Raw genomic sequence first — 18,230 nt, 5'->3', positions numbered from 1 at the left:
TTGTTTTTGGTTTTCTGCCACACGAGCCCCCTCTTGGTTTTGGTGGGAGGGTGGGTGTGTGGTTGTGGTTTTGCGGTGGTTATAGCGGTGGGGAAACGCCCGGATCCTTTCCGAACCCGGTTAGCTAAGCCTGCCAGCGCTGATGGTACTGCACCCTAGGGGGTGTGGGAGAGTAAGTCACTGCCGCAATGTTTTGTATGGTTGAGAGGCCCTGATCCCCTTGTGTGGGGGGTTGGGGCCTTTCCCTATTCACCAGACGCGACCCCCTATTCAACCCGGGTCTTCAGCGCGTACTACGCTGTCGGGATGAGCGAATCAGCAGATGCCCGCGTCGTTCCAGTTCCGACGGGTATGCCTGGAACCGGGTCGGAACGAGTCGTGGGCGCCGTCCGTCGCGCAGTGCCGGAGGACGTTCCGGAGATTCTCGGCATGATCGTCGACCTGGCGGTCTATGAGAAGGAGCCGGATGCGGTGAGGCTGACGGAGGAGGCGCTGCACGGGGCGCTCTTCGGCGAGCATCCCACGGTGTTCGCGCACGTGGCCGAGGCCCAGGCGGACAGCGGCTTCCGGCTCGGCGGCTTTGCGCTGTGGTTCCTCAGCTTCTCCACATGGGAGGGTGTGAACGGCATTCACCTCGAGGACCTGTACGTGCGGCCCGAAGTACGGGGGTCGGGCAAAGGCAAGGCGCTGCTGCGGACGCTCGCCGCGCTGGCCGTCGAGCAGGGCTGGAAGCGCGTCGAATGGCAGGTTCTGAAGTGGAACACACCGGCCATCGACTTCTATCGCTCCCTGGGTGCCTGCCCGATGGAGGAGTGGCACACGTTCCGCCTCGACGGGGGAGCGCTGAAGGCGTTCGGCGGCGGCTCCTGAGGCCTCCGCCTCGGCCGCCTCAGCCGCGGCGTCGTCTCAGCCCGCGGCCATCGTGAGGGGCCGCTCGATGCCCTGCCGGTATCCGTCCAGGAACTCCGCGAGGCGGTCGAGCGCCTCGTCCAGCATCTCCACGCTGGGCAGAGTGACGAGGCGGAAGTGGTCGGGCCTGCCCCAGTTGAAGGCGGTGCCGTGCGAGACGAGGATCTTCTGCTCGCGCAGGAGGTCGAGGGCGAAGCGCTCGTCGTCGACGATGCCGAAGCGCTCGGTGTCGAGCTTCGCGAACAGGTAGAGCGCGCCCTTGGCCGGCTTCACCTCGACGCCGGGGATGTCGTTGAGCTTGCGCGCGGAGAGCTCCATCTGCGCTCCCAGACGACCCTGCGGCAGCACGAGGTCCTCGATCGACTGGTGTCCGCCCAGCGCGGCCTGGATGGCGTGCTGCGCGGGCACGTTGGCGCACATGCGCATGTTCGCGAGCAGCTTGATGCCCTCGATGTAGCTCGCCGCCCGGTGCTTCGGCCCGGTGATCGCGAGCCAGCCCGAGCGGTAGCCCGCGATTCGATACGCCTTCGACAGGCCGGAGAAGGTGAGGCACAGGACATCGTCTCCCGTGAGCGTGGCCATGTTGACCATCTGTGCTTCGCCGTAGGTGATCTTCTCGTAGATCTCGTCCGCGAAGATCGCGAGCCCGTGCTCCTCCGCGAGCCTGACGATGCCCTCGAGCAGCTCCTTCGAGTAGACCGCGCCCGTGGGATTGTTGGGGTTGATCACCACGATCCCCCTGGTCCGAGGCGTGATCTTCGCGGCGATGTCCTCGAGGTCAGGGTTCCAGTCGTCGTCCTCCGCGCAGCGGTAGTGCACCGGCGTGCCGCCGGACAGCGCGATCGAGGCCGTCCACAGCGGGTAGTCGGGGGTGGGCACGAGGATCTCGTCCCCGGGATCGCACAGCGCCTGCATCGCGAGCGTGATGAGCTCACTCACGCCGTTGCCCAGGTAGACGTCATCGGCGTCCAGGGTGCGAATGCCCTTCGTCTCGTAGTACTGGACGACCGCGCGGCGGGCTGAGAGGATGCCGCGCGATTCGCTGTAGCCCTGCGCCACCGGCAGGTGCTTGATCATGTCCACGAGGATGGAGTCCGGCGCCTCGAAGCCGAATGGCGCGGGATTGCCGATGTTGAGCTTGAGGATGCGATTGCCCGCCGCCTCCATGCGCTCCGCCTCCTCCAGCACCGGACCGCGGATGTCGTAGAGGACGTTGGCGAGCTTGGCGGACTGGGTGAACATGCGGTCCTCTCCTGTGGGAGTGAGTGTCGCGGCGGATGCGCCTCGGCGGTTCTCGGGCGTGCAGTGCGGCACCCGCGAACCGCCTCGAGCGGGGTCCGCGGGCCCCGTGCCATGACAACAGTACGATGCGGAGCCCCGTCTCCGCGCCTCGAGAAAGGTCTGAACTAGGCTCCATTTTCTCCCTGGGCTTTCGCCCCTAAGGCCTGTGAGTGCGCTCAATTGGTATGCGGGGAGCCTTCGGGGCGGGGACCGCTACGCTGGCGGGCGTGGAACCGCTCATGCTCGCCCTCGATCTCATGGGCGTCTTCGCCTTCGCGCTCTCCGGCAATCTGCTCGCCGCGCGCAAGGACATCGACATCATGGGCAGCCTCGTGCTGGGGCTCGCGGCGGGGCTGGGCGGCGGCATCACGCGGGATGTGATCCTCGGCCGCGTGCCCGCCTCGCTCGCCGAGCCCGTCTATCTCGTGCCGCCCGTCCTCTCGGCCGGTCTCGTCTACCTGCTGGGCCAGCGGGCTCACCGCGCCCGCGTGCCCATCATCGTGTTCGACGCCATGGGCCTCGGCGTCTTCGCCATCACGGGGACCGGCATCGCGCTCGAAGCCGGATTGCCGGTGCCCAGCTGCGTGCTCCTCGGGGTCCTCACGGGAGTGGGCGGCGGTATCGTCCGCGACGTGCTCGCCAATGAGATCCCCGCGGTCTTCAACGGCTCCGACATCTACCTCCTCCCGGCGCTGCTCGGCGCGATCTGCGCCGCTGCGGCCTGGAGCCTCGGCTGGCTGAACCCGCTCACGGCCCTCGCTCTCGCCGCTGTCGTCTTCGCCTTCCGCATGGTGGCGTGGTTCCTCCAGTGGCAGGTTCCCTCACCCATGCGCGGCTGGTCCCTGCGCGGCCGGAGACCGGAGCCGCGTCGCCCACGCCCGGAGCCGCGCGGCCGCTCGGTCTTCCGGCGTCCGTCGAGGAGCCTGGTCCGGGCGGTGCGGGAGAGGTTCCGCGGCACCCGCTCCTGATGCGCCTGCTCATGAAGGCCCCCCGCTGCGGGTGCGCCTGCTGCTGGCGCGCCTACGCGGGGTGTGCTTGCTCCGGATGCACGTATGTGGGATCTGCGCGCCAACCGCCCCGGGCACGCACTTCCCACATACGTGCGCCGAATTCTCCGGGGATGTATGTGGAAACTGCGGTGCAGACCGCTCAATGCGGGGAAAACCGCATACGTACGCGCGGGGCGAGGAGCAGCGGGGAACCGTGCGCGACGTGGGATCCTGAAGCAGTGGCTGCGCTTCGCACGGTGCGGGCGCGGGAAGCATGAGGGACGAGCGGCGCAGGAGGGCACGCACATGAGCGGTGGATGCGGGAGCGGCGGAGCGGCAGGATGCGCTTGCGGCAGCGTGGTGGAGGGCGGGTACCCCGGGGCGGGACAGCCTCGGTCGGGGTCTGCACCCGTGGCCTCCGGCATGAGCCGGCGGACGGTCTTCCGCGCGGTCGGCACGGCGGGTGTCGCGGCGGCGGGGGCAGGCAGCCTCGCCGCCTGTGGGGAGCCGGCTCCGGCCGCGGACGAGTTCGCGAAGGCGGAGCCGTCCTCGGTGCCGATCGCCGATGTCGAGGTGGGCTCCGGCACGATCGTGGACCAGACCTACGTCGTGGCTCAGCCGCGCCAGGGCGAATTCTTCGCCTACTCCTCCGTCTGCCCGCATCAGGGCTGCCAGGTCCGTCAGGTCACCGCGGCGGACATCACCTGCCCCTGCCACAACTCGGTCTTCAGCGTGGAGGACGGTTCGGTGCTCACCGGCCCCGCGGAATCGGGACTGACGCCCGCCGAGGTGACGGTCGACGGCGACACGCTCACAGTGTCCCCGGCCGGAGGCTGACCCCGCCTCCGCTTTGCGTCTGCCCCGCGCCTGCACCTGCGCTGGCACCGCGTGCGTCCGCCGGGTGAGCGCTTTCTGGCGGATTCACGGCCGGAATCCGACAGGAACCGCTCACCCGACGGGAGGGCAGGCCCGCTCACGGCCAGTCGGACCAGCGGCGGATCACGGCGATCCCCACGCCGAGGACCAGCAGCCCGATCTCCCAGCGGATGCTCGTCCGTGCGGACCTGATGCGGTAGCGCACAGCGTGTGAGCCGGGCGGCGTGGCCGCGCTCTCCTCCGCTTCCAGCATCGCGGTGCGGAGCTGCGTCAGGCGCACCCATGCGCCCCCGGAGCACGCGATGGCCGCGACCGTGATCGCCGCGCTCACCCACCAGACGAGGGTCAGGAGCCAGGGGACCGGCACGGCGACGGAGAGGAAGCGGGCCAGCACCAGCCACAGCATGACGGCGAGCACCGCTGAGACCAGCTGCTCGGGCAGGAGGAACTGCGGAATCAGCTTCCCCAGCCGTGCCCGGGACTGCGCTCCCGGACCGAGCGGTGCCCGAGGCCGCGGCTGCACAGCCCGCTCCGTGTCGTGGGCGAGCCCTGCTTCTTGGGCGGGCACCGAGCCGTGAGCCGGCACTGCCTGCACCGGCACCGCAGGCCGCGTCGGCAGGGGCACGGCTCCGCTCTCATCCATGTGGGCGTGCCGTTCTGCGGAGGCCCTGCCCCGCTGTCCGCCGGAGCCCCCGCCTGCGGCCCTGCCTGCGGCTCCGGAGCCCGCAGCGAGCACACCCAGCAGCGCTCGCAGCGATCCGGCGAGGACCGCGAACGAGAACACCGCGAGGACCGTCCAGCCCACGAGATCCAGCAGCACCGTGTTCATCACCGCACCTCCCCGGATTCGACCCGCCCCGCGCTGAGGTTCTCGGAGCCGGCGCGCCTCGCGCCCACTTCCCCGGAGCCCGACCGGCCCGAGGCCGCCTCCTCGGAAGCGGACGTCCCAGTGTTCGCCTCCTGGGAGGCGTCCCCTGCGCCGGGTGCCTCGACGAGGTCCAGTGCCCCCGTGACGTCCACCGCGGTGCTGCTCAGCACGATGATCGCGCTGCCGTCCGCACCGAGGCCCAGCACGCTCGCGAAGCCGCCGTTCATGCCGTTGTGCCAGGTGACGGTCTGCCGGTCAGAGCCCCGCCCAACCTCCTCGGAGTCGCCCTCCGCGCCCGCCGGCTCGATGTGCCAGGCGTACCCCACCTCGCCGCCGCCGGGCCGGGCAGCCTGCGGCTCCATCGCGCTCGCCCCCGGTGCGCTGCCGTCGAGCAGAGCGCGGGCATAGAGGGTGAGGTCGTGGACGGTCGACATGAGCGCGCCCGAGGGCGAGGCCGCTCCGGACCACCAGTACGCAGACCGGTCTCCCGTCGCCGTGTACCCTGCGGCGGCGTGTGCGGGCACGTCCCCGGCAGTCTCGAGCAGGACTGTCTCGTGCATGCCCAGCGGGGCGAGGATCCGCGTCTCCAGCAGCTCGCGGTACGGCGCACCCGCGGCCCGGGCCACGGCCAGCCCCAGCGCATCGAAGCCCAGGTTCGAGTACTCGAAGCCCTGGCCGGGCGTGACGGAGGCGCGGTTCAGCATCGTCACGAGATCCCCCTCGTCGATGCCCGCATACGGATTGCCCGCATAGTAGGGAGCGGCGAAGGTGCGCACCATGTGCAACGGTCCGGCGAAGCCCAGACGCGGGAGGCCCGAGGTGTGCGTCGCGAGGGAGACGAGGGGCACCTCGGCGGCCTCGCCCGTCACCTCCGGCACGAGCTCGCCCAGCGTGGTCTCCGGCTCCACCTCGCCGCGCTCCACCGCATCGGCGAACAGCGCGGCGGTGAAGGTCTTGGTGAGCGAGGCGATCTCGAAGGCCGTGTGCGCATCTGCTCCGCGGCCGCCGGTCCGCACGGTGCCGTCCGGGCCGATGAGCGCTGCAGTGAGGGCTTCGCGCGCGCCGGGCTCCACCGCCGCCGCGACCTCGTCGAGGAGGGCGGCGTCTCCGTGCGCCTCCGCGGGGAGGGTCCTGTGGACGGGAGCGACGGCTGTGAGCACAAGTGCCGCGGCAGCAGCCGCCGTGAGCGCGATGAGGAGCGGAGTCCGCCGCCGAGGCGTCCGCGAGATGTCCATGTCTTCCTTCTTTTCGGGGAGCCGGCGTCTGAGTTCGGTGCGCGCGATCGCGCCTCAGCGCTGCGTGGCGAGGACGATGGTGAGGAGGGGGATGACCCTCTCGCCGGGCACCTCCCACCGGCCGCGCTGCCGGGAGACGAGCCACCCGGCGGCCGAGAGCTGATTGAGGTGGTGGTAGAGCTGGCCCGTGCTTCCCATGTCGGGGAGTTCGCCCAGCTGCGCGACCGAGCAGGCGCCGTGCAGCACGCCCTGGAGGATCCGCAGGCGCACGGGGCTGCCGATGGCCGCCAGCTGCGCCGCCGAGTCCGCGAAGTCCAGGTCGAGAACGTGATCGGCCGGGCGCTGGTACTGCCATTGCACGCTCTCGTCGCCGAGGAGCCCGGCATAGGCGATCGCGCCACCGTGCGGGGTGCCGCCCGACGACGATCCGGAACCGCTCGCTGCGGCCTGTCTCCGCAGCTCTTCCAGGATCCAGAACTGAGAGTCCAGGGCGGAGCCGGGAGGCCGTTCCCGAGGTGGCTGGGCTCCTGGACCCGGAGACGATCCGGCATCGGCCGGCGCCTCGGCATCTGCCTCGGTGTGCGCGGAGGCCCTGGTGCGCTCATGGGTCTCGACGTGTCGCAGCCGTTCCTCGAGCTGCGCGAGCCTCGTCTCCAGCTCGGCGACACGCGCTTCCGTATCGGGTGGGTCTGTCGCTGTGCCCTCCATGATCTCCATAATGCCGTAAGTCCGTAATTATGGGAAGTGCTGTCCGGCTGAACACGGTGATGCGCACCGAGTGAGCGCTTTCTGTCGGGCTGAGGCCCGGAATCCCACAGAAAGTGCTCACTCACGGGGAGGGGGGAGAGGGTGGGGCGGGAGAGGCGCCTTCGCCATGAAGCCGCGCACAGTCAGGAGGTGCCGGCGGCGTCCTCCTGGATAGACTGCTCCCGATGAGCACTGGCACCGCTGAACCGCACGACTCCGCCGCAGGCCGCGAGCCCGCAGGCGCCGGGTCCGCCTCCACCGACCCCGCTCCGGCCGAACTGCGCACGCTGGGCGGCTGGATGGCCGTCCGCGGTCTGCTGGGCGTCGTCTTCGGCCTCGCGATGGTGTTCTGGCCGCGTGAGCAGATCGGCTCCCCGGCCAATCTCGGCATCCCGGTCGCGACGGTCGACAACCTGCTCATCGCCTACTTCGCCCTCGCGGGCATCCTCGTGCTCGTGCACGGCCTGCGCACGCGCTCCGAGCTGCGCACCCCGCTCCTGGGCGAGGCCGTCGTCGTGCTGCCGGCCCTCGTGTTCCTCGTCCTCGCGGACACCTCCGCCCAGCTGCGTGCGGCCGTCGCCGTGTGGGCGGTCCTCCACGGGGTCCTGGAGCTGTGGCTGTGGCGCCAGCAGCGCGGGCTGCGCATGCGCTCGGACTTCCTCATCTCCGCTGCCGTCCACCTGGCCCTCGGCGTGATCGTCCTCTCCGCCTCCGGCATGGGGGCGCTCACGGTGTTCGGATTCACCGGCGCGGCCGCCCTCATCGTCGGCGTGTTCTTCCTGGTGGGAGGCTATTCGCGCCGTTCACTCGCCCGACAGGCCGACCAGCCCTGAGGAGTCCCTGACGCATGCGCACCACCACGCCCGCGCTCGCCCCCGCAGGCCTTCCCGGAGGCCTCCTCGTCGACCTGGCAGAGGCCTCGCGCCTGCTGGGCGAGGAGCTGTTCGTCCGGCTGACCCGGCTGGTCCGTGCCGAATCGCTGCTCATCGCCACGGACTACGACGGCACCATCGCCCCGCTCGTGGACCGGCCCACGCGCGCCTACCCCCTCGACCTCAACGTCGAGACGATGCGGGCGCTCGCGGGGCTGCCCGCCACCCACTCCGCGGTCATCTCCGGCCGCTCCCTGCGCGATCTCGCCGCCATGTCCCGCCTGCCGCGCGAGGTGCACCTCGTGGGTTCGCACGGCGGCGAGTTCGGCATCGACGACTTCGACGACATCGGTCCCGAGGAGGAGGGCAGGCTGACCGAGCTGCGCGCGGCCCTCCTCGAGCTGCGGCGCTCCTGTCCCAACGTCTTCATCGAGCTCAAGCCGCTGGGCGCGGCCGTCCACCTGCGCGGCCGTGCCGAGGAGGAGCGTGCGCACATCACGAGCTGGGTGCACGCGACGGCGCAGCGCCTGCGCATCGCCCCGGTGACCGGCCGCGATGTCTTCGACCTCACCGTCATCCCCGCCTCCAAGGCGGACGCGCTCGCCTCCCTGCAGGAGCGGCTGCGCGCCGATGCGGTGCTCTTCATCGGCGACGACATCGCCGACGAGCCGGCGCTCTCCCTGCTGCGCGAGGCGGGCGAGGACGGCTCGCGCAGCCTGGGCCTGCGCGTGGGGACGGACGCCGGGGCGGGAACCGCTGCCCACTTCCGGGTCCCCGACCCCGAGGCGGTCGGCCTCGTGCTCGCCACCGTGTTCGAGCTGCGTCGCTCCTGGATGTACGGGCGCACCTCGGAGCGGATCGAACGGCACAGCATGCTGGGCAACGGGCATTCGACCGCCCTCGTCGACCCCACCGGCCGCATCTGCTGGATGCCCCATCCGCTGCCGCATTCGGCCAGCGTGTTCTCCGAGATCCTCGGCACCCCCGCTGCAGGGCACTTCTCGGTGGCGCCCGCATCGGTGGGCGCACCTGCCGCGGCCTCCGCGACGACGGGCTCGGCGCCTCGGGCGAAGAACGCGTCGCGGCCGCTGGACCAGCGGTACCGCGGCGACACCATGACCGTGCTGACGCGCTGGGCCGGCCTCGACGTCGCGGACTACCTGGCGCCCGTCCCCGAGGACTCCCAGGAGACCGTCCTCATGCGCGTGCTCACGGGCGACGCGCCCGCGGAGATCCGCTTCGCGCCGCGCCTGGACTACGGGGCGGTGCCCACCGCGCTCGAGGTCGAGGGCAGCTCCGTGCGCGTGCTCGGCACGAGCGAGCCCATGACGCTGTATGCCCCCGGCGTCGAGTTCTCCCTCGTGGAGGAGGGCGGCTCGCACACCGCGGTCGCCACCGTCGTGCCCGCCGAGCTGCCTGGGGGCAGGGTCGTGATGGCCTTCGCCTGCGGATCCGACCCCGGTGCCGCGAGCGCGGCCGCACTGGGCGACGAGACCCAGGTCCGTGCGCTCGCCGAGGGCTTCTGGGAGAACTGGGTGCACACCCTCACGCTGCCCGAGCACGTGCGCGAGGGGGTCGTCCGCTCCGCGCTGACCCTCCGTGCGCTCTGCCATGCGCCCACGGGCGGAGTTCTCGCGGCCGCGACGACCTCGCTGCCGGAGGGCGTGGGCGGCGTCCGCAACTGGGACTACCGCTACTGCTGGCTGCGCGACGGCTCGATGACGGTGCGCGCCCTCCTGGACCTGGGGTCGACGGGCGAGGCCGAGGGGTTCGTGCAGTGGCTGCGCGGGATCCTGACCGAGGCCCCGGGGCCCGAGTTCCTCCATCCCCTCTATGCGGTGGACGGCTCCGCCCTCACGAGTGAGGCCGTGCTCGAGCACCTGCCCGGTTATGCGGGCTCGCGGCCGGTGCGTGTGGGCAATGCCGCCGAGCATCAGGTGCAGCTCGACGTGTTCGGCCCCGTCGCAGAGCTCATCCACGACACGGCCGCGGCCCGGGGCGCGATCGCCGAGGACGAATGGGGTCTGCTCGTCGCGATGACCGATGCCGTCACCGCCCGCTGGGACGAGCCCGACCACGGCATCTGGGAGGCCCGGCGCGCACCCAAGCACAACGTCTACACCAAGGTCATGTGCTGGGTGACCCTGGACCGCGCGCTCGCCGTCGCGGAGCGCTTCGACCGCGTTCCCACCGGCCCGTGGCGGAGCCTGCGCGAGCGGATCGCAGAACAGGTGCTCACCCGGGGCTGGAGCGAGCGGGCGGGATCCTTCACCGTGGCCTACGGCGACGACGACCTCGATGCGGCCTGCCTGTTCGTCGGTCTGTCCGGCCTGCTGCCGCCGGACGATCCGCGGTTCCTCGCGACGGTGAACGTCGTGGAGCGCGAGCTGCGGGAGGGGCCGACGGTGTTCCGCTACCGCTACGACGACGGGCTGCCCGGCCTCGAGGGAGGCTTCCACATCTGCACGACCTGGCTCATCGAGGCGTTCCTGCTCACCGGGCGGACGGAGGAGGCCCGCTCCCTGTTCCGCCAGCTCGATGCGCTGCGCGGACCCACGGGTCTGCTGTCCGAGGAGTACGATCCACTCGCCGAGCAGCACCTGGGCAACCATCCGCAGGCGTACTCGCACCTCGGCTACATCCGGGTCGTCGTGCTGGCCGAGCAGCTGGGCGTGAGGCTGTAGGGAGGGCTCAGCCCTGCTGCGGGAAGCGGATCGTGGTCTCGGCTCCGCCGTCCGCGCCGTTCCGGAACTCCAGCGACATGCTCAGCAGGCGCGCCTGACCCTGTGCGATGACGAGGCCGAGGCCCATGCCCCCGCCGCCGGCGGAGACGAACCGCGTGGGGCCGGTCGCGAGGATGTCCGGGGGATAGCCCGGGCCGGAGTCCGAGACCACGACGGTCTCGGGCTTCGAGGTCAGCCGAATGGGTCCGGCGCCGTGCTTCACGGCGTTCACCAGGAGGTTCGTCACGATCCGCTCGAACCTGCGCTGGTCGGTCATGACCGTCGCCTCCCCCGCGCCGAGGTCGAGCTCCACCGCCTGCCCCGCGAGCGCGCCGGAGGCCTCGAGCACGCCCGTGAGCGAGCGGAGGGAGGCGTCCACGGGCATGGGCTCGAGCTGCGGCTGCGCGCGGCCGGCGTCCAGGCGGGAGACCTCGAGCAGGTCCTCGACGAGGACCTGCAGCCGGGCCACGCGCTCCCTGACGAGCTCGGCAGGCCGCGAGTCCTCCTCCAGCAGGTTCGCGGCATTCACGAGGCCGGTGAGCGGCGTGCGCATCTCGTGCGCGAGGTCCGCCGTGAACCGCTGCTCCGAGTCGATGCGCTCGGTGAGGCGGGAGACGGCGGAGTCCACCGCGCGGGCGAAATCGGCGACCTCGTCCGCGCCGTAGTCGATCACCTCCGAGACGCGCACGCTCGTGTCCCCGTCCGCGATCCGCCTGGCGGACTGCGCGCCCAGGGTCAGGCGCCGCGAGATCTGCCCGGCGGCGACGGAGCCGATCCCGCCCACCACGAGGGCGGAGCCCAGCATCCCCAGGAGGACCGCGCGGTCGATCCCGTCCAGCAGGGCCTCGGACTCCCGGGTGGACTGGCGCACGGAGATGACGGCGGAGTGCGTGCCCACCTCCACGGGCGCCGCCGCCCAGAGGACGTCCTCGCCGTCGACGGTGCTCATGGTGGTGACGGACTGGCCGTCGAGGGCGGCGCGGTGCGCCTCCTCGGGCAGGTCCTCATCGTCGATGCTGGTGTTGAGCGTGAGCACGCCGGTGTCCGCGTACACGGAGATCGCATCCCGGAGCTGGGCCGTCACATTGTCGCGCTGCCGGTTGGTCTCGATCACCGCGGCCGACTGGCGTACGACGACGCCGCAGGTCAGCGCCGCGATCACCACCGAGGTGATGATGAGCAGGACGATCTTCCACCTGAGGGACATGTGCTCCTCGCGTCCGCTCAGCCCGCGAAGCGGTAGCCGAAGCCGCGCACCGTCTCGATCATGTGCGCGCCGATCTTCTTCCGCAGGCGCTGGATGTGGACGTCCACGACGCGGGAGTCACCGGCCCACTCGTAGCCCCACACCGTGTATGCCATCTTCTCGCGCGAGTAGACGTGTCCCGGCTCCTCGGTCAGCAGCATGAGGATGCGCAGCTCGGTGGGGGTGAGGTGGACCTCCGCGCCGTCGATCTCCACCGTCAGCCGTCCGGTGTCGATGACGAGGCTGCCCAGCTGCATGCGCCGGCCGGCACCGTCGTCCTCGTGCCCGTGATCTGCGGCGGGTGCGGTGTGCGGCCTGGCCCCGGCCGCTGATCCGGGCGGCTGCGCGCCGCCGCCCGCGGGAGCGCCCAGGAGGACGTCGTCGGCCGCCGGTGCGGCCTCGGCGACCCGCGGGGCCTCCTGCGCGCCGGAGAAGCCCGGGGTGGGGCCCAGGACCTCCGGGATACCCGCGGCCGAGGTGATGCGGCCGCCCGGCCCGATCATCGTCTCCGCAGGGTCCACCGGGGGCACGCCCATGCTCGAGGGGGAGAAGCCCAGGCGGCCGGTGCCGGCGGTGATGAAGCGGCGGACGACGGCGCGGATGCGGGCGTTGAGCACCTGCATGTCGAAGGGCTTGGTGAGGTAGTCGTCGGCGCCGGCCTCGAGCGCCTGCACGATGTCGATGGGTTCGGAGCGGGCGGAGACGATGATGATGGGCACAGTGGACCGCTCGCGGATCGCGCGGGTGATCGAGGCGCCGTTCATGGTGGGGAGCATGAGGTCGAGCAGGACCGCGTCCGCACCGTGCCGGGCGACGAACTCATAGCCCTCACGGCCGTCCTCGAAGGCGGTGACGGTGTACCCGAACCGCTCCAGGCTCAGCTGGGTGGTCTCGCGGATGACCTCGTCGTCCTCGACCAGGACGATGTGCATAGCCGTTCCTCTCTGCAGTCCGAGCGCTGCGCGGCCCGGGTGTCACTCCGAACCGCGCTGTGAGATCTGCTGGCCGGCCTCGAACCGGCCGTTGTGGTACCGGTAGATCTGCACGGACCATCCGGAGGGGCAGCATGCCCTGTCGCGGGGACCGTACTGCGATTCCTGCGCGACCAGCGTGCCTCCGCGGCCGGGGGTCAGCGAGAGCTCATGCCCTGAAACTATCAGCCTGAGGGCGGGCTCACCCTCGCGCGCGCCTATCACGGCGGCGGACACGACCGAATCCGTGCCCGGATCGGTGACGAGGGCGATCTGGAACCTCTCGCCGGCGATCGTGAGCGGGGCTTCGAGCCGGATGCATTCGGCGCAGTAGAGGAGGATCTCCGCAGTGCGGGCATCGACGGACACGGGCTCGCCCGCGGGCTGGTCGAGGAGGTGGCCACGCACCTCCGCGAGGGTGAAGGGGGCGGCCGCGGGCTCCTCGGCGGGCTCCGGGCTCGCGACCGGCGCCGAGGGGGTCACGGCCGCCTCGACCCGGAGGCCGCGGTCGGGACCGGTGAGCGGGACGAGGGCGCAGAGGCCCGCGACGGCGGCGATGACGGCCGCCGCCCAGACGGCGAGCGTCACCCGTGGGCTCCTCATCCCTCAAGTGTGCCACGTGCCGCGGACACCGCCCCCGTGCAGGCGCGCGGGGGCACGGCCGCGCGGCGCCCGTCGGAGCGCGCGAGGCCTGCTGGGTCCACTGGGAGCGCGAGGCCTGCTGGGTCCACTGGGAGCGCGAGGCCTGCTGGGCCCACGGGAGCGCGTCCAGGACGGACGGTTAGACTGGACTGACCATGGCAACGCACACGTCTCAGTCGCAGCAGGGGAGCCCCGGCCCGGACCGCCACGCGGGGCGCAAGAGCGTTCCCTATTCCGATGCCCTCAAGGCCGGGATGTGGGTTGCGATCATCGTCTTCGTCCTCAGCGCGATCATGACGCGGGGACGGCAGTTCGCGGAACAGGGGCTCAGCGCGGTGCTGGAGCTGGGCCTGCCGCTCCTGTACGCCGCCATCGCCTTCATCGCCTTCTCCGGCATCGCGCTGCTCATGAACTGGGTGGTCTCCCGCAAGGACTCGCAGGAGAGCATCGACGGGCCCGTCCTGGACTGAGGCCTCCGGTGCGGGCGCTCCCGCACGCCTGCTGTGAGGCAGGTGCGGCGGCTGCCCGCTCCGCCCGGCGGGGTCACGGCCTCCCGTGCTTCGGGCACAATGAGGGGTCATGGGGGCCACACGCACACTCAGACGGCGCATGCCCGGCGCGCCGCCGCAGGCATCGGGGACGAGCGGGCTCCGGCGCCTGTTCAGCTGGCCTTCCGCGAGCGCGGCCTCCCGCATCGTCGCGGCCAACTCGATCATGCTCGTGGGCATCGTGCTGCTGCTGTGCACCGCCCTCTACCTCGTGCTGAGCGGGATCAACGACGAGCGCGTCGAGACCCGCATCTCCGAGTCCGCGCAGTCCCTGGCGACGGGTCCCACGCTCACCGGCAATGTCGTGAACCCGGCGCTCGCCCGGGCCGAGGCGGGCGCGACGGATCTGCCGCTGCCCGCCTTCGTGCCCGGGAGCAACGAGAATGCGGCGATCGCGGAGCGGCTGGAGTTCCAGCGGGAGGCCTACGACTTCGATGTGGTCGCAGTGGTCCCCCTCTCGTATCTCGAGCGGGGGCGCGGCCTCGGCGGCACCTCTGCAGGACTCGCCGCCGGTGAGGAGGAGCCGCTGATCGCCCTCGCCCCGGACTCCGTCCCCGGCACGGCCTCGGCCCTGTCCACCGCGCTCGCGCGGCTGGGCCCGGAGCGGCTGTCCGGCGGTGGGGTCTCCGTCCGCTTCTTCGACGAGCCGATGGACATGCTGGTCGCCACGGTGCCCGTGACCTCGGAGGAGGGGGAGCTCCTGGGCGTGACCGCGGTGGGCGTCGCGCCGGCGACGGTGCGGGCGGAGTTCGCCCCGCAGCTGGCGGCGATCGCGGGCTTCGGCGTCCTCACGGTGGTGCTGGGCGTGCTCGCGAACTGGGTCACCTCGCGCGGTCTGCGCAGGGCCACCGGGGACTACGGCACGCACGAGATCGGCGCGGTGCTCGAGTACTACTCCTCGGTGCTGCGCGCGGTGTCCGAGGGGCTGGTGCTGGTGGACCGGGGACGCGGCATCGTCTTCCACAACGCTGAGGCCGCGGAGCTCCTGGGACTGCCCGCCAGGGCGGGGGACGAGGCACTGGCGCTCGAGGGCCTCGACCTCGACGTCTCCCTCGAGCAGCTGCTGACCGAGGGGCGCTACGCCCGCGACGAGATCCACTACACCACCAACCACGTGCTGGTGGTGAATCAGCAGCCGGCGGCCTCGGACTCCGGCACCTGGGTGACGACGATGCGCGATCACACCGAGCTGCAGGGGCTGATCGGCGAGCTCGTCTCCGTCCGCTCGTTCTCCGAGTCGCTGCGCTCGCAGACGCACGAGTACGCGAACCGGCTGCACATGATCGTCTCCCTCATGGAGACCGGGCAGTTCGAGGAGGCCGTCGAGTTCGTCACCCGTGAGATCTCCCAGGTGGAGCGGCCGGCGGACAACCTGCTCGACGGCTTCGACCATCCCGTCCTGTCCGCCCTGCTGCTGACCAAGTTCGCGCAGGCGGGCGAATCCGGCATCGCGCTGGAACTCGACACGGACGATCTGCACGACCGCATCACCGCCGACGACCGGGACCTCGTGACGGTCGTGGGAAACCTCATCGACAACGCCTTCGACGCCGTGGGCGCGGACGCGGTCCCGCCCGAGCACCGGCGCGTGCGCGTGCGCTTCGCGGGCAACGCCCTCACCGGCCTCGTGATCGAGGTGAGCGACGACGGTCCGGGGATCGCGGACGAGGCCGTGGACCGGATCTTCGACCGCGGCTGGTCGACCAAGCACGACGGCGTGAGCGTGAGCGGCGAGGGCAGGGAGTCCGCGCAGTCCGTGCGAGGCGTGGGGCTGTCCATCGTGGTCCAGGCGGTCCGGCGCATGCAGGGGGCGATCGACGTGCAGGGCTCCGGCGGGGAGCTCATCGAGGACGCCGAGGCCGCCGACCTCCCGCTGCCGCTCAAGGGGGCCATGTTCACGGTCTGGGTGCCCGCGGCCGATGCCGGTGGAGGTGAGGGAGATGAGGCCTCTCACCGGGGGGAATAGCGGAATCGCGTTCTGCGGATTACGGTGCCCCTATGGTGCAGGCGAACCGTTCGGGCTCAGATGAGACGGCTTCGCTCGGCGTGCTCGTCGTCGAGGACGAGACGATCGCAGCGAAGGCGCACGCGAACTACATCGAGCGCATGGACGGCTTCCGGCTCATCGGCTTCGCGAAGAACGCCCAGCATGCGCTCGCGGCCCTGACCGGGAGGATCGTGGGGATCGATGCGCGGGAGATCGACCTCGTGCTCCTCGACATGAACCTGCCCGACGGCCACGGGATCCAGCTGCTGCGCACCCTCCGCGCGCACCAGATCGGGGTGGACGTCATCGCGGTCACGGCGGCCCGGGACATGCAGGTCGTCCAGGACGCGCTCTCGCTGGGGGTGGCCCACTACATCCTCAAGCCGTTCACGTTCCCCGTCTTCAGGTCCAAGCTCGAGGCGTTCGCGGCATACCGCCGCCAGGTGGACGATCAGTGCGGTCCGGCGAAGGGAGCCATCACCCAGTCCCAGATCGACGCCGCGGTCGCAGGCATGCGCGCGGGCACGGGACCGCAGCGGGCCAAGGGCGTGCCCGAGGTCGTCCAGGATCAGATCATCGCGCTGCTCACCGACGAGGGGCTCTCCGCCGCCGAGGCCGCGGACCGGATCGGGGTCTCCCGCGTCACCGCGCGGCGCTACCTCGAGGCGATGGCCGATGTGGGCCTCCTCGACCGTCAGCCGCGCTACGGCAGCGCCGGACGTCCCGTGCTCGAGTACGTCACGGTGCGGTGAGGGCGGGAGTCTCCCACCCCTTGTGCCGCTGGACGCCCAGGCGGGTCGTGGCGTCCAGCGGCACGAGGGGTGGGTGGCGGAGGCCTCAGCGGGAAGCGCGCCAGGCCGCCACCTCGGCGGCGGCGATCTCCGAGGCCACGCCCGTGTAGGCGGCGGGAGTGAGGTCGGCCAGACGCTGGGCGTCCTCGTCGGGCAGGCCGAGGCCGGCGACGAACTCGCGCAGGGCCGGACCGTCCACACGGTGTCCGCGGGTCAGCTCCTTGAGCTTCTCGTAGGGGTTGTCCATGCCCTCCACCCCGCGGAGGAAGGCCGCGCGCATGACCGACTGGATCGCCTCGGCGAGGACCTCCCAGTTGCGGTCGAGGTCTGCGGCGAGCTTCTCCTCGTTGCAGCGCAGCCGGCCCAGGCCCTTCACCAGGTTGTTCAGTGCGAGCAGCGAGTGACCCAGGGCCACGCCGATGTTGCGCTGCGCGGTCGAATCGGTGAGATCGCGCTGCATCCGGGAGGTCACGAGCGTGGAGCCGAGCGAATCGAGCAGCGCGCAGGACAGCTCGAGGTTGGCCTCGGCGTTCTCGAAGCGGATGGGGTTGACCTTGTGCGGCATCGTCGAGGAGCCGGTGGCGCCCTCCACCGGGATCTGGATGAAGTACTCCATCGAGATGTACGTCCAGAAGTCGGTGGCGATGTTGTGGCAGATGCGGTTGAAGCGCGCGATGTCCGCGTACAGCTCCGACTGCCAGTCGTGCGATTCGATCTGCGTGGTGACGGGGTTGAACGTCAGACCCAGGCGCTCGACGAAGTCCTGGGCGATCTGCGGCCAGTCGATGCCGGGTCCGGCGACCGTGTGCGCGGCGTAGGTGCCGGTGGCGCCGTTGATCTTGCCGAGGTGCTCGGTGGCCTGCACGCGCGCGAGCTGGCGGCGCAGGCGGTGGACGGACACCGCGATCTCCTTGCCCATGGTCGAGGGCGTGGCCGGCTGCCCGTGCGTGTGCGAGAGCATCGGCACCGCTGCGAGGTCCTCGGCCATGTCCGCGAGCGTGTCGATGAGGGTGCGTGCGGCCGGGAGCCACACCTGCTCGACGGCGCCCTTGATCCCCAGTGCGTACGAGAGGTTGTTGATGTCCTCGGAGGTGCAGGCGAAGTGGACGAGCTCGGAGAGGTCGCCCGCGCCGATCTGCTCCAGCTGCTCCTTGATCGAGTACTCCACGGCCTTGACGTCGTGGACCGTGACCGCTTCGAACGCGGCGAGCTGGTCGATGGTCTCGGCATCGAAGCCGGCGGCCCAGTCGCGCAGCTGCTGCTTCTCGTCCTCGAGCAGGTCGCGGGTCCCGCGGATCGCGCCGGTCTCCGCCAGGTGGATGAACCATTCGACCTCGACGTGGATGCGGTCGCGGTTGAGCGCCGCCTCGGAGAGGTGGTCGATGAGGGGCGAGGCGTCACCGCGGTAACGGCCGTCGAGCGGGCTGAGGGACAGGGCGGGTTCCAGCTGGGCGAGCTGCACACGGTTCGTCATGCCGCGATTCTCTCATGTGGCTGGGGCGGGCACCGGGAGCGTTCGGGACTGCGCGGGCCTGCATTGGCGGC

General features: G+C 71.2%; 16 protein-coding genes and 1 rRNA gene. 9 read left to right on the top strand and 8 right to left on the bottom strand.

Annotated elements, in window-relative coordinates; all coding sequences use genetic code 11:
- Positions 1-71: 71 nt before the first annotated feature.
- A 5S ribosomal RNA gene (gene rrf / locus K318_RS0104130) occupies positions 72-189 on the top strand.
- 240 nt (positions 190-429) lie between these two features.
- Positions 430-870: a GNAT family N-acetyltransferase gene (locus K318_RS0104125; protein WP_425393435.1), complete on the top strand. Its 441-nt coding sequence runs from the start codon at positions 430-432 to the stop codon at positions 868-870.
- A gap of 36 nt (positions 871-906) precedes the next feature.
- Here K318_RS0104125 and K318_RS0104120 read toward each other — a convergent pair whose 3' ends face one another.
- Entirely contained in the window at positions 907-2,151 is a 1,245-nt protein-coding gene (locus K318_RS0104120) for a pyridoxal phosphate-dependent aminotransferase (protein ID WP_029088542.1), read from the bottom strand.
- A 266-nt stretch (positions 2,152-2,417) separates the two neighbouring features.
- Between K318_RS0104120 and K318_RS19295 the strand changes: the two genes are divergently transcribed.
- Positions 2,418-3,158, top strand: coding sequence for a trimeric intracellular cation channel family protein (locus tag K318_RS19295; RefSeq protein ID WP_245579746.1), 741 nt, complete (start codon positions 2,418-2,420; stop codon positions 3,156-3,158).
- Positions 3,159-3,602: 444 nt separating this feature from the next.
- Positions 3,603-4,016 (top strand): Rieske (2Fe-2S) protein, encoded by a 414-nt coding sequence (locus K318_RS0104110; RefSeq protein WP_035280635.1) that lies wholly within the window; start codon positions 3,603-3,605, stop codon positions 4,014-4,016.
- A 136-nt stretch (positions 4,017-4,152) separates the two neighbouring features.
- Here the strand turns inward: K318_RS0104110 and K318_RS0104105 are convergent, their stop codons facing one another.
- From K318_RS0104105 to K318_RS23455, 3 genes are read right to left on the bottom strand one after another with little or no spacing between them, the layout of a single operon-like run.
- Complete coding sequence (locus K318_RS0104105; RefSeq protein ID WP_029088540.1) at positions 4,153-4,884, bottom strand: hypothetical protein; 732 nt, start codon at positions 4,882-4,884, stop codon at positions 4,153-4,155.
- Positions 4,884-6,158, bottom strand: coding sequence for a serine hydrolase domain-containing protein (locus K318_RS23460; protein ID WP_051297490.1), 1,275 nt, complete (start codon positions 6,156-6,158; stop codon positions 4,884-4,886). The genes K318_RS0104105 and K318_RS23460 overlap by 1 nt, the downstream gene beginning before the upstream one ends.
- A 54-nt stretch (positions 6,159-6,212) precedes the next feature.
- The gene (locus K318_RS23455; protein ID WP_084499684.1) at positions 6,213-6,866 is read right to left on the bottom strand and encodes an ArsR/SmtB family transcription factor; all 654 of its coding nucleotides are present in this window, start codon (positions 6,864-6,866) and stop codon (positions 6,213-6,215) included.
- A 224-nt stretch (positions 6,867-7,090) separates the two neighbouring features.
- Between K318_RS23455 and K318_RS19280 the strand changes: the two genes are divergently transcribed.
- Together K318_RS19280 and otsB are read left to right on the top strand one after the other, a co-directional pair.
- A complete protein-coding gene (locus tag K318_RS19280) occupies positions 7,091-7,738 on the top strand; it encodes an HdeD family acid-resistance protein (RefSeq protein WP_051297487.1) in 648 nt (215 codons plus the stop codon).
- Positions 7,739-7,752: 14 nt separating this feature from the next.
- Positions 7,753-10,461, top strand: a complete 2,709-nt coding sequence (gene otsB, locus K318_RS19275) for a trehalose-phosphatase (RefSeq protein WP_035280238.1) — start codon at positions 7,753-7,755, stop codon at positions 10,459-10,461.
- A gap of 7 nt (positions 10,462-10,468) precedes the next feature.
- Here the strand turns inward: otsB and K318_RS0104080 are convergent, their stop codons facing one another.
- Genes K318_RS0104080 through K318_RS0104070 form a run of 3 tightly spaced genes read right to left on the bottom strand, consistent with a single transcriptional unit; the run spans position 10,469 to position 13,320 of the window.
- Positions 10,469-11,707 carry a sensor histidine kinase gene (locus tag K318_RS0104080; protein WP_029088539.1) on the bottom strand — a complete coding sequence of 413 codons (1,239 nt, stop codon included), beginning with the start codon at positions 11,705-11,707 and terminating at the stop codon, positions 10,469-10,471.
- Positions 11,708-11,724: 17 nt separating this feature from the next.
- Positions 11,725-12,678, bottom strand: coding sequence for a response regulator transcription factor (locus K318_RS0104075; RefSeq protein WP_029088538.1), 954 nt, complete (start codon positions 12,676-12,678; stop codon positions 11,725-11,727).
- A gap of 42 nt (positions 12,679-12,720) precedes the next feature.
- Positions 12,721-13,320, bottom strand: coding sequence for a hypothetical protein (locus K318_RS0104070; RefSeq protein ID WP_156913760.1), 600 nt, complete (start codon positions 13,318-13,320; stop codon positions 12,721-12,723).
- Between the two features lie 194 nt (positions 13,321-13,514).
- On the opposite strand from K318_RS0104070, the gene K318_RS0104065 reads away from it, so the two are divergent.
- From K318_RS0104065 to K318_RS0104055, 3 genes are all read left to right on the top strand, one after another.
- Positions 13,515-13,829, top strand: coding sequence for a hypothetical protein (locus K318_RS0104065; protein ID WP_029088536.1), 315 nt, complete (start codon positions 13,515-13,517; stop codon positions 13,827-13,829).
- A gap of 109 nt (positions 13,830-13,938) precedes the next feature.
- Complete coding sequence (locus tag K318_RS19270; protein ID WP_051297483.1) at positions 13,939-15,873, top strand: sensor histidine kinase; 1,935 nt, start codon at positions 13,939-13,941, stop codon at positions 15,871-15,873.
- Positions 15,874-15,905: 32 nt separating this feature from the next.
- Entirely contained in the window at positions 15,906-16,646 is a 741-nt protein-coding gene (locus K318_RS0104055) for a response regulator (RefSeq protein ID WP_029088535.1), read from the top strand.
- Positions 16,647-16,731: 85 nt separating this feature from the next.
- Here K318_RS0104055 and purB read toward each other — a convergent pair whose 3' ends face one another.
- Positions 16,732-18,159 (bottom strand): adenylosuccinate lyase, encoded by a 1,428-nt coding sequence (gene purB / locus K318_RS0104050; RefSeq protein ID WP_029088534.1) that lies wholly within the window; start codon positions 18,157-18,159, stop codon positions 16,732-16,734.
- Between the last annotated feature and the right edge of the window lie 71 nt (positions 18,160-18,230).

Origin of the sequence: Brevibacterium album DSM 18261 (assembly GCF_000426445.1) — a bacterium.
GTDB classification, from domain to species: Bacteria; Actinomycetota; Actinomycetes; order Actinomycetales; family Brevibacteriaceae; genus Brevibacterium; species Brevibacterium album.
The sequence above is the reverse complement of the archived record's forward strand: the minus strand, read 5'-3'. Positions and strand labels throughout refer to the sequence as shown.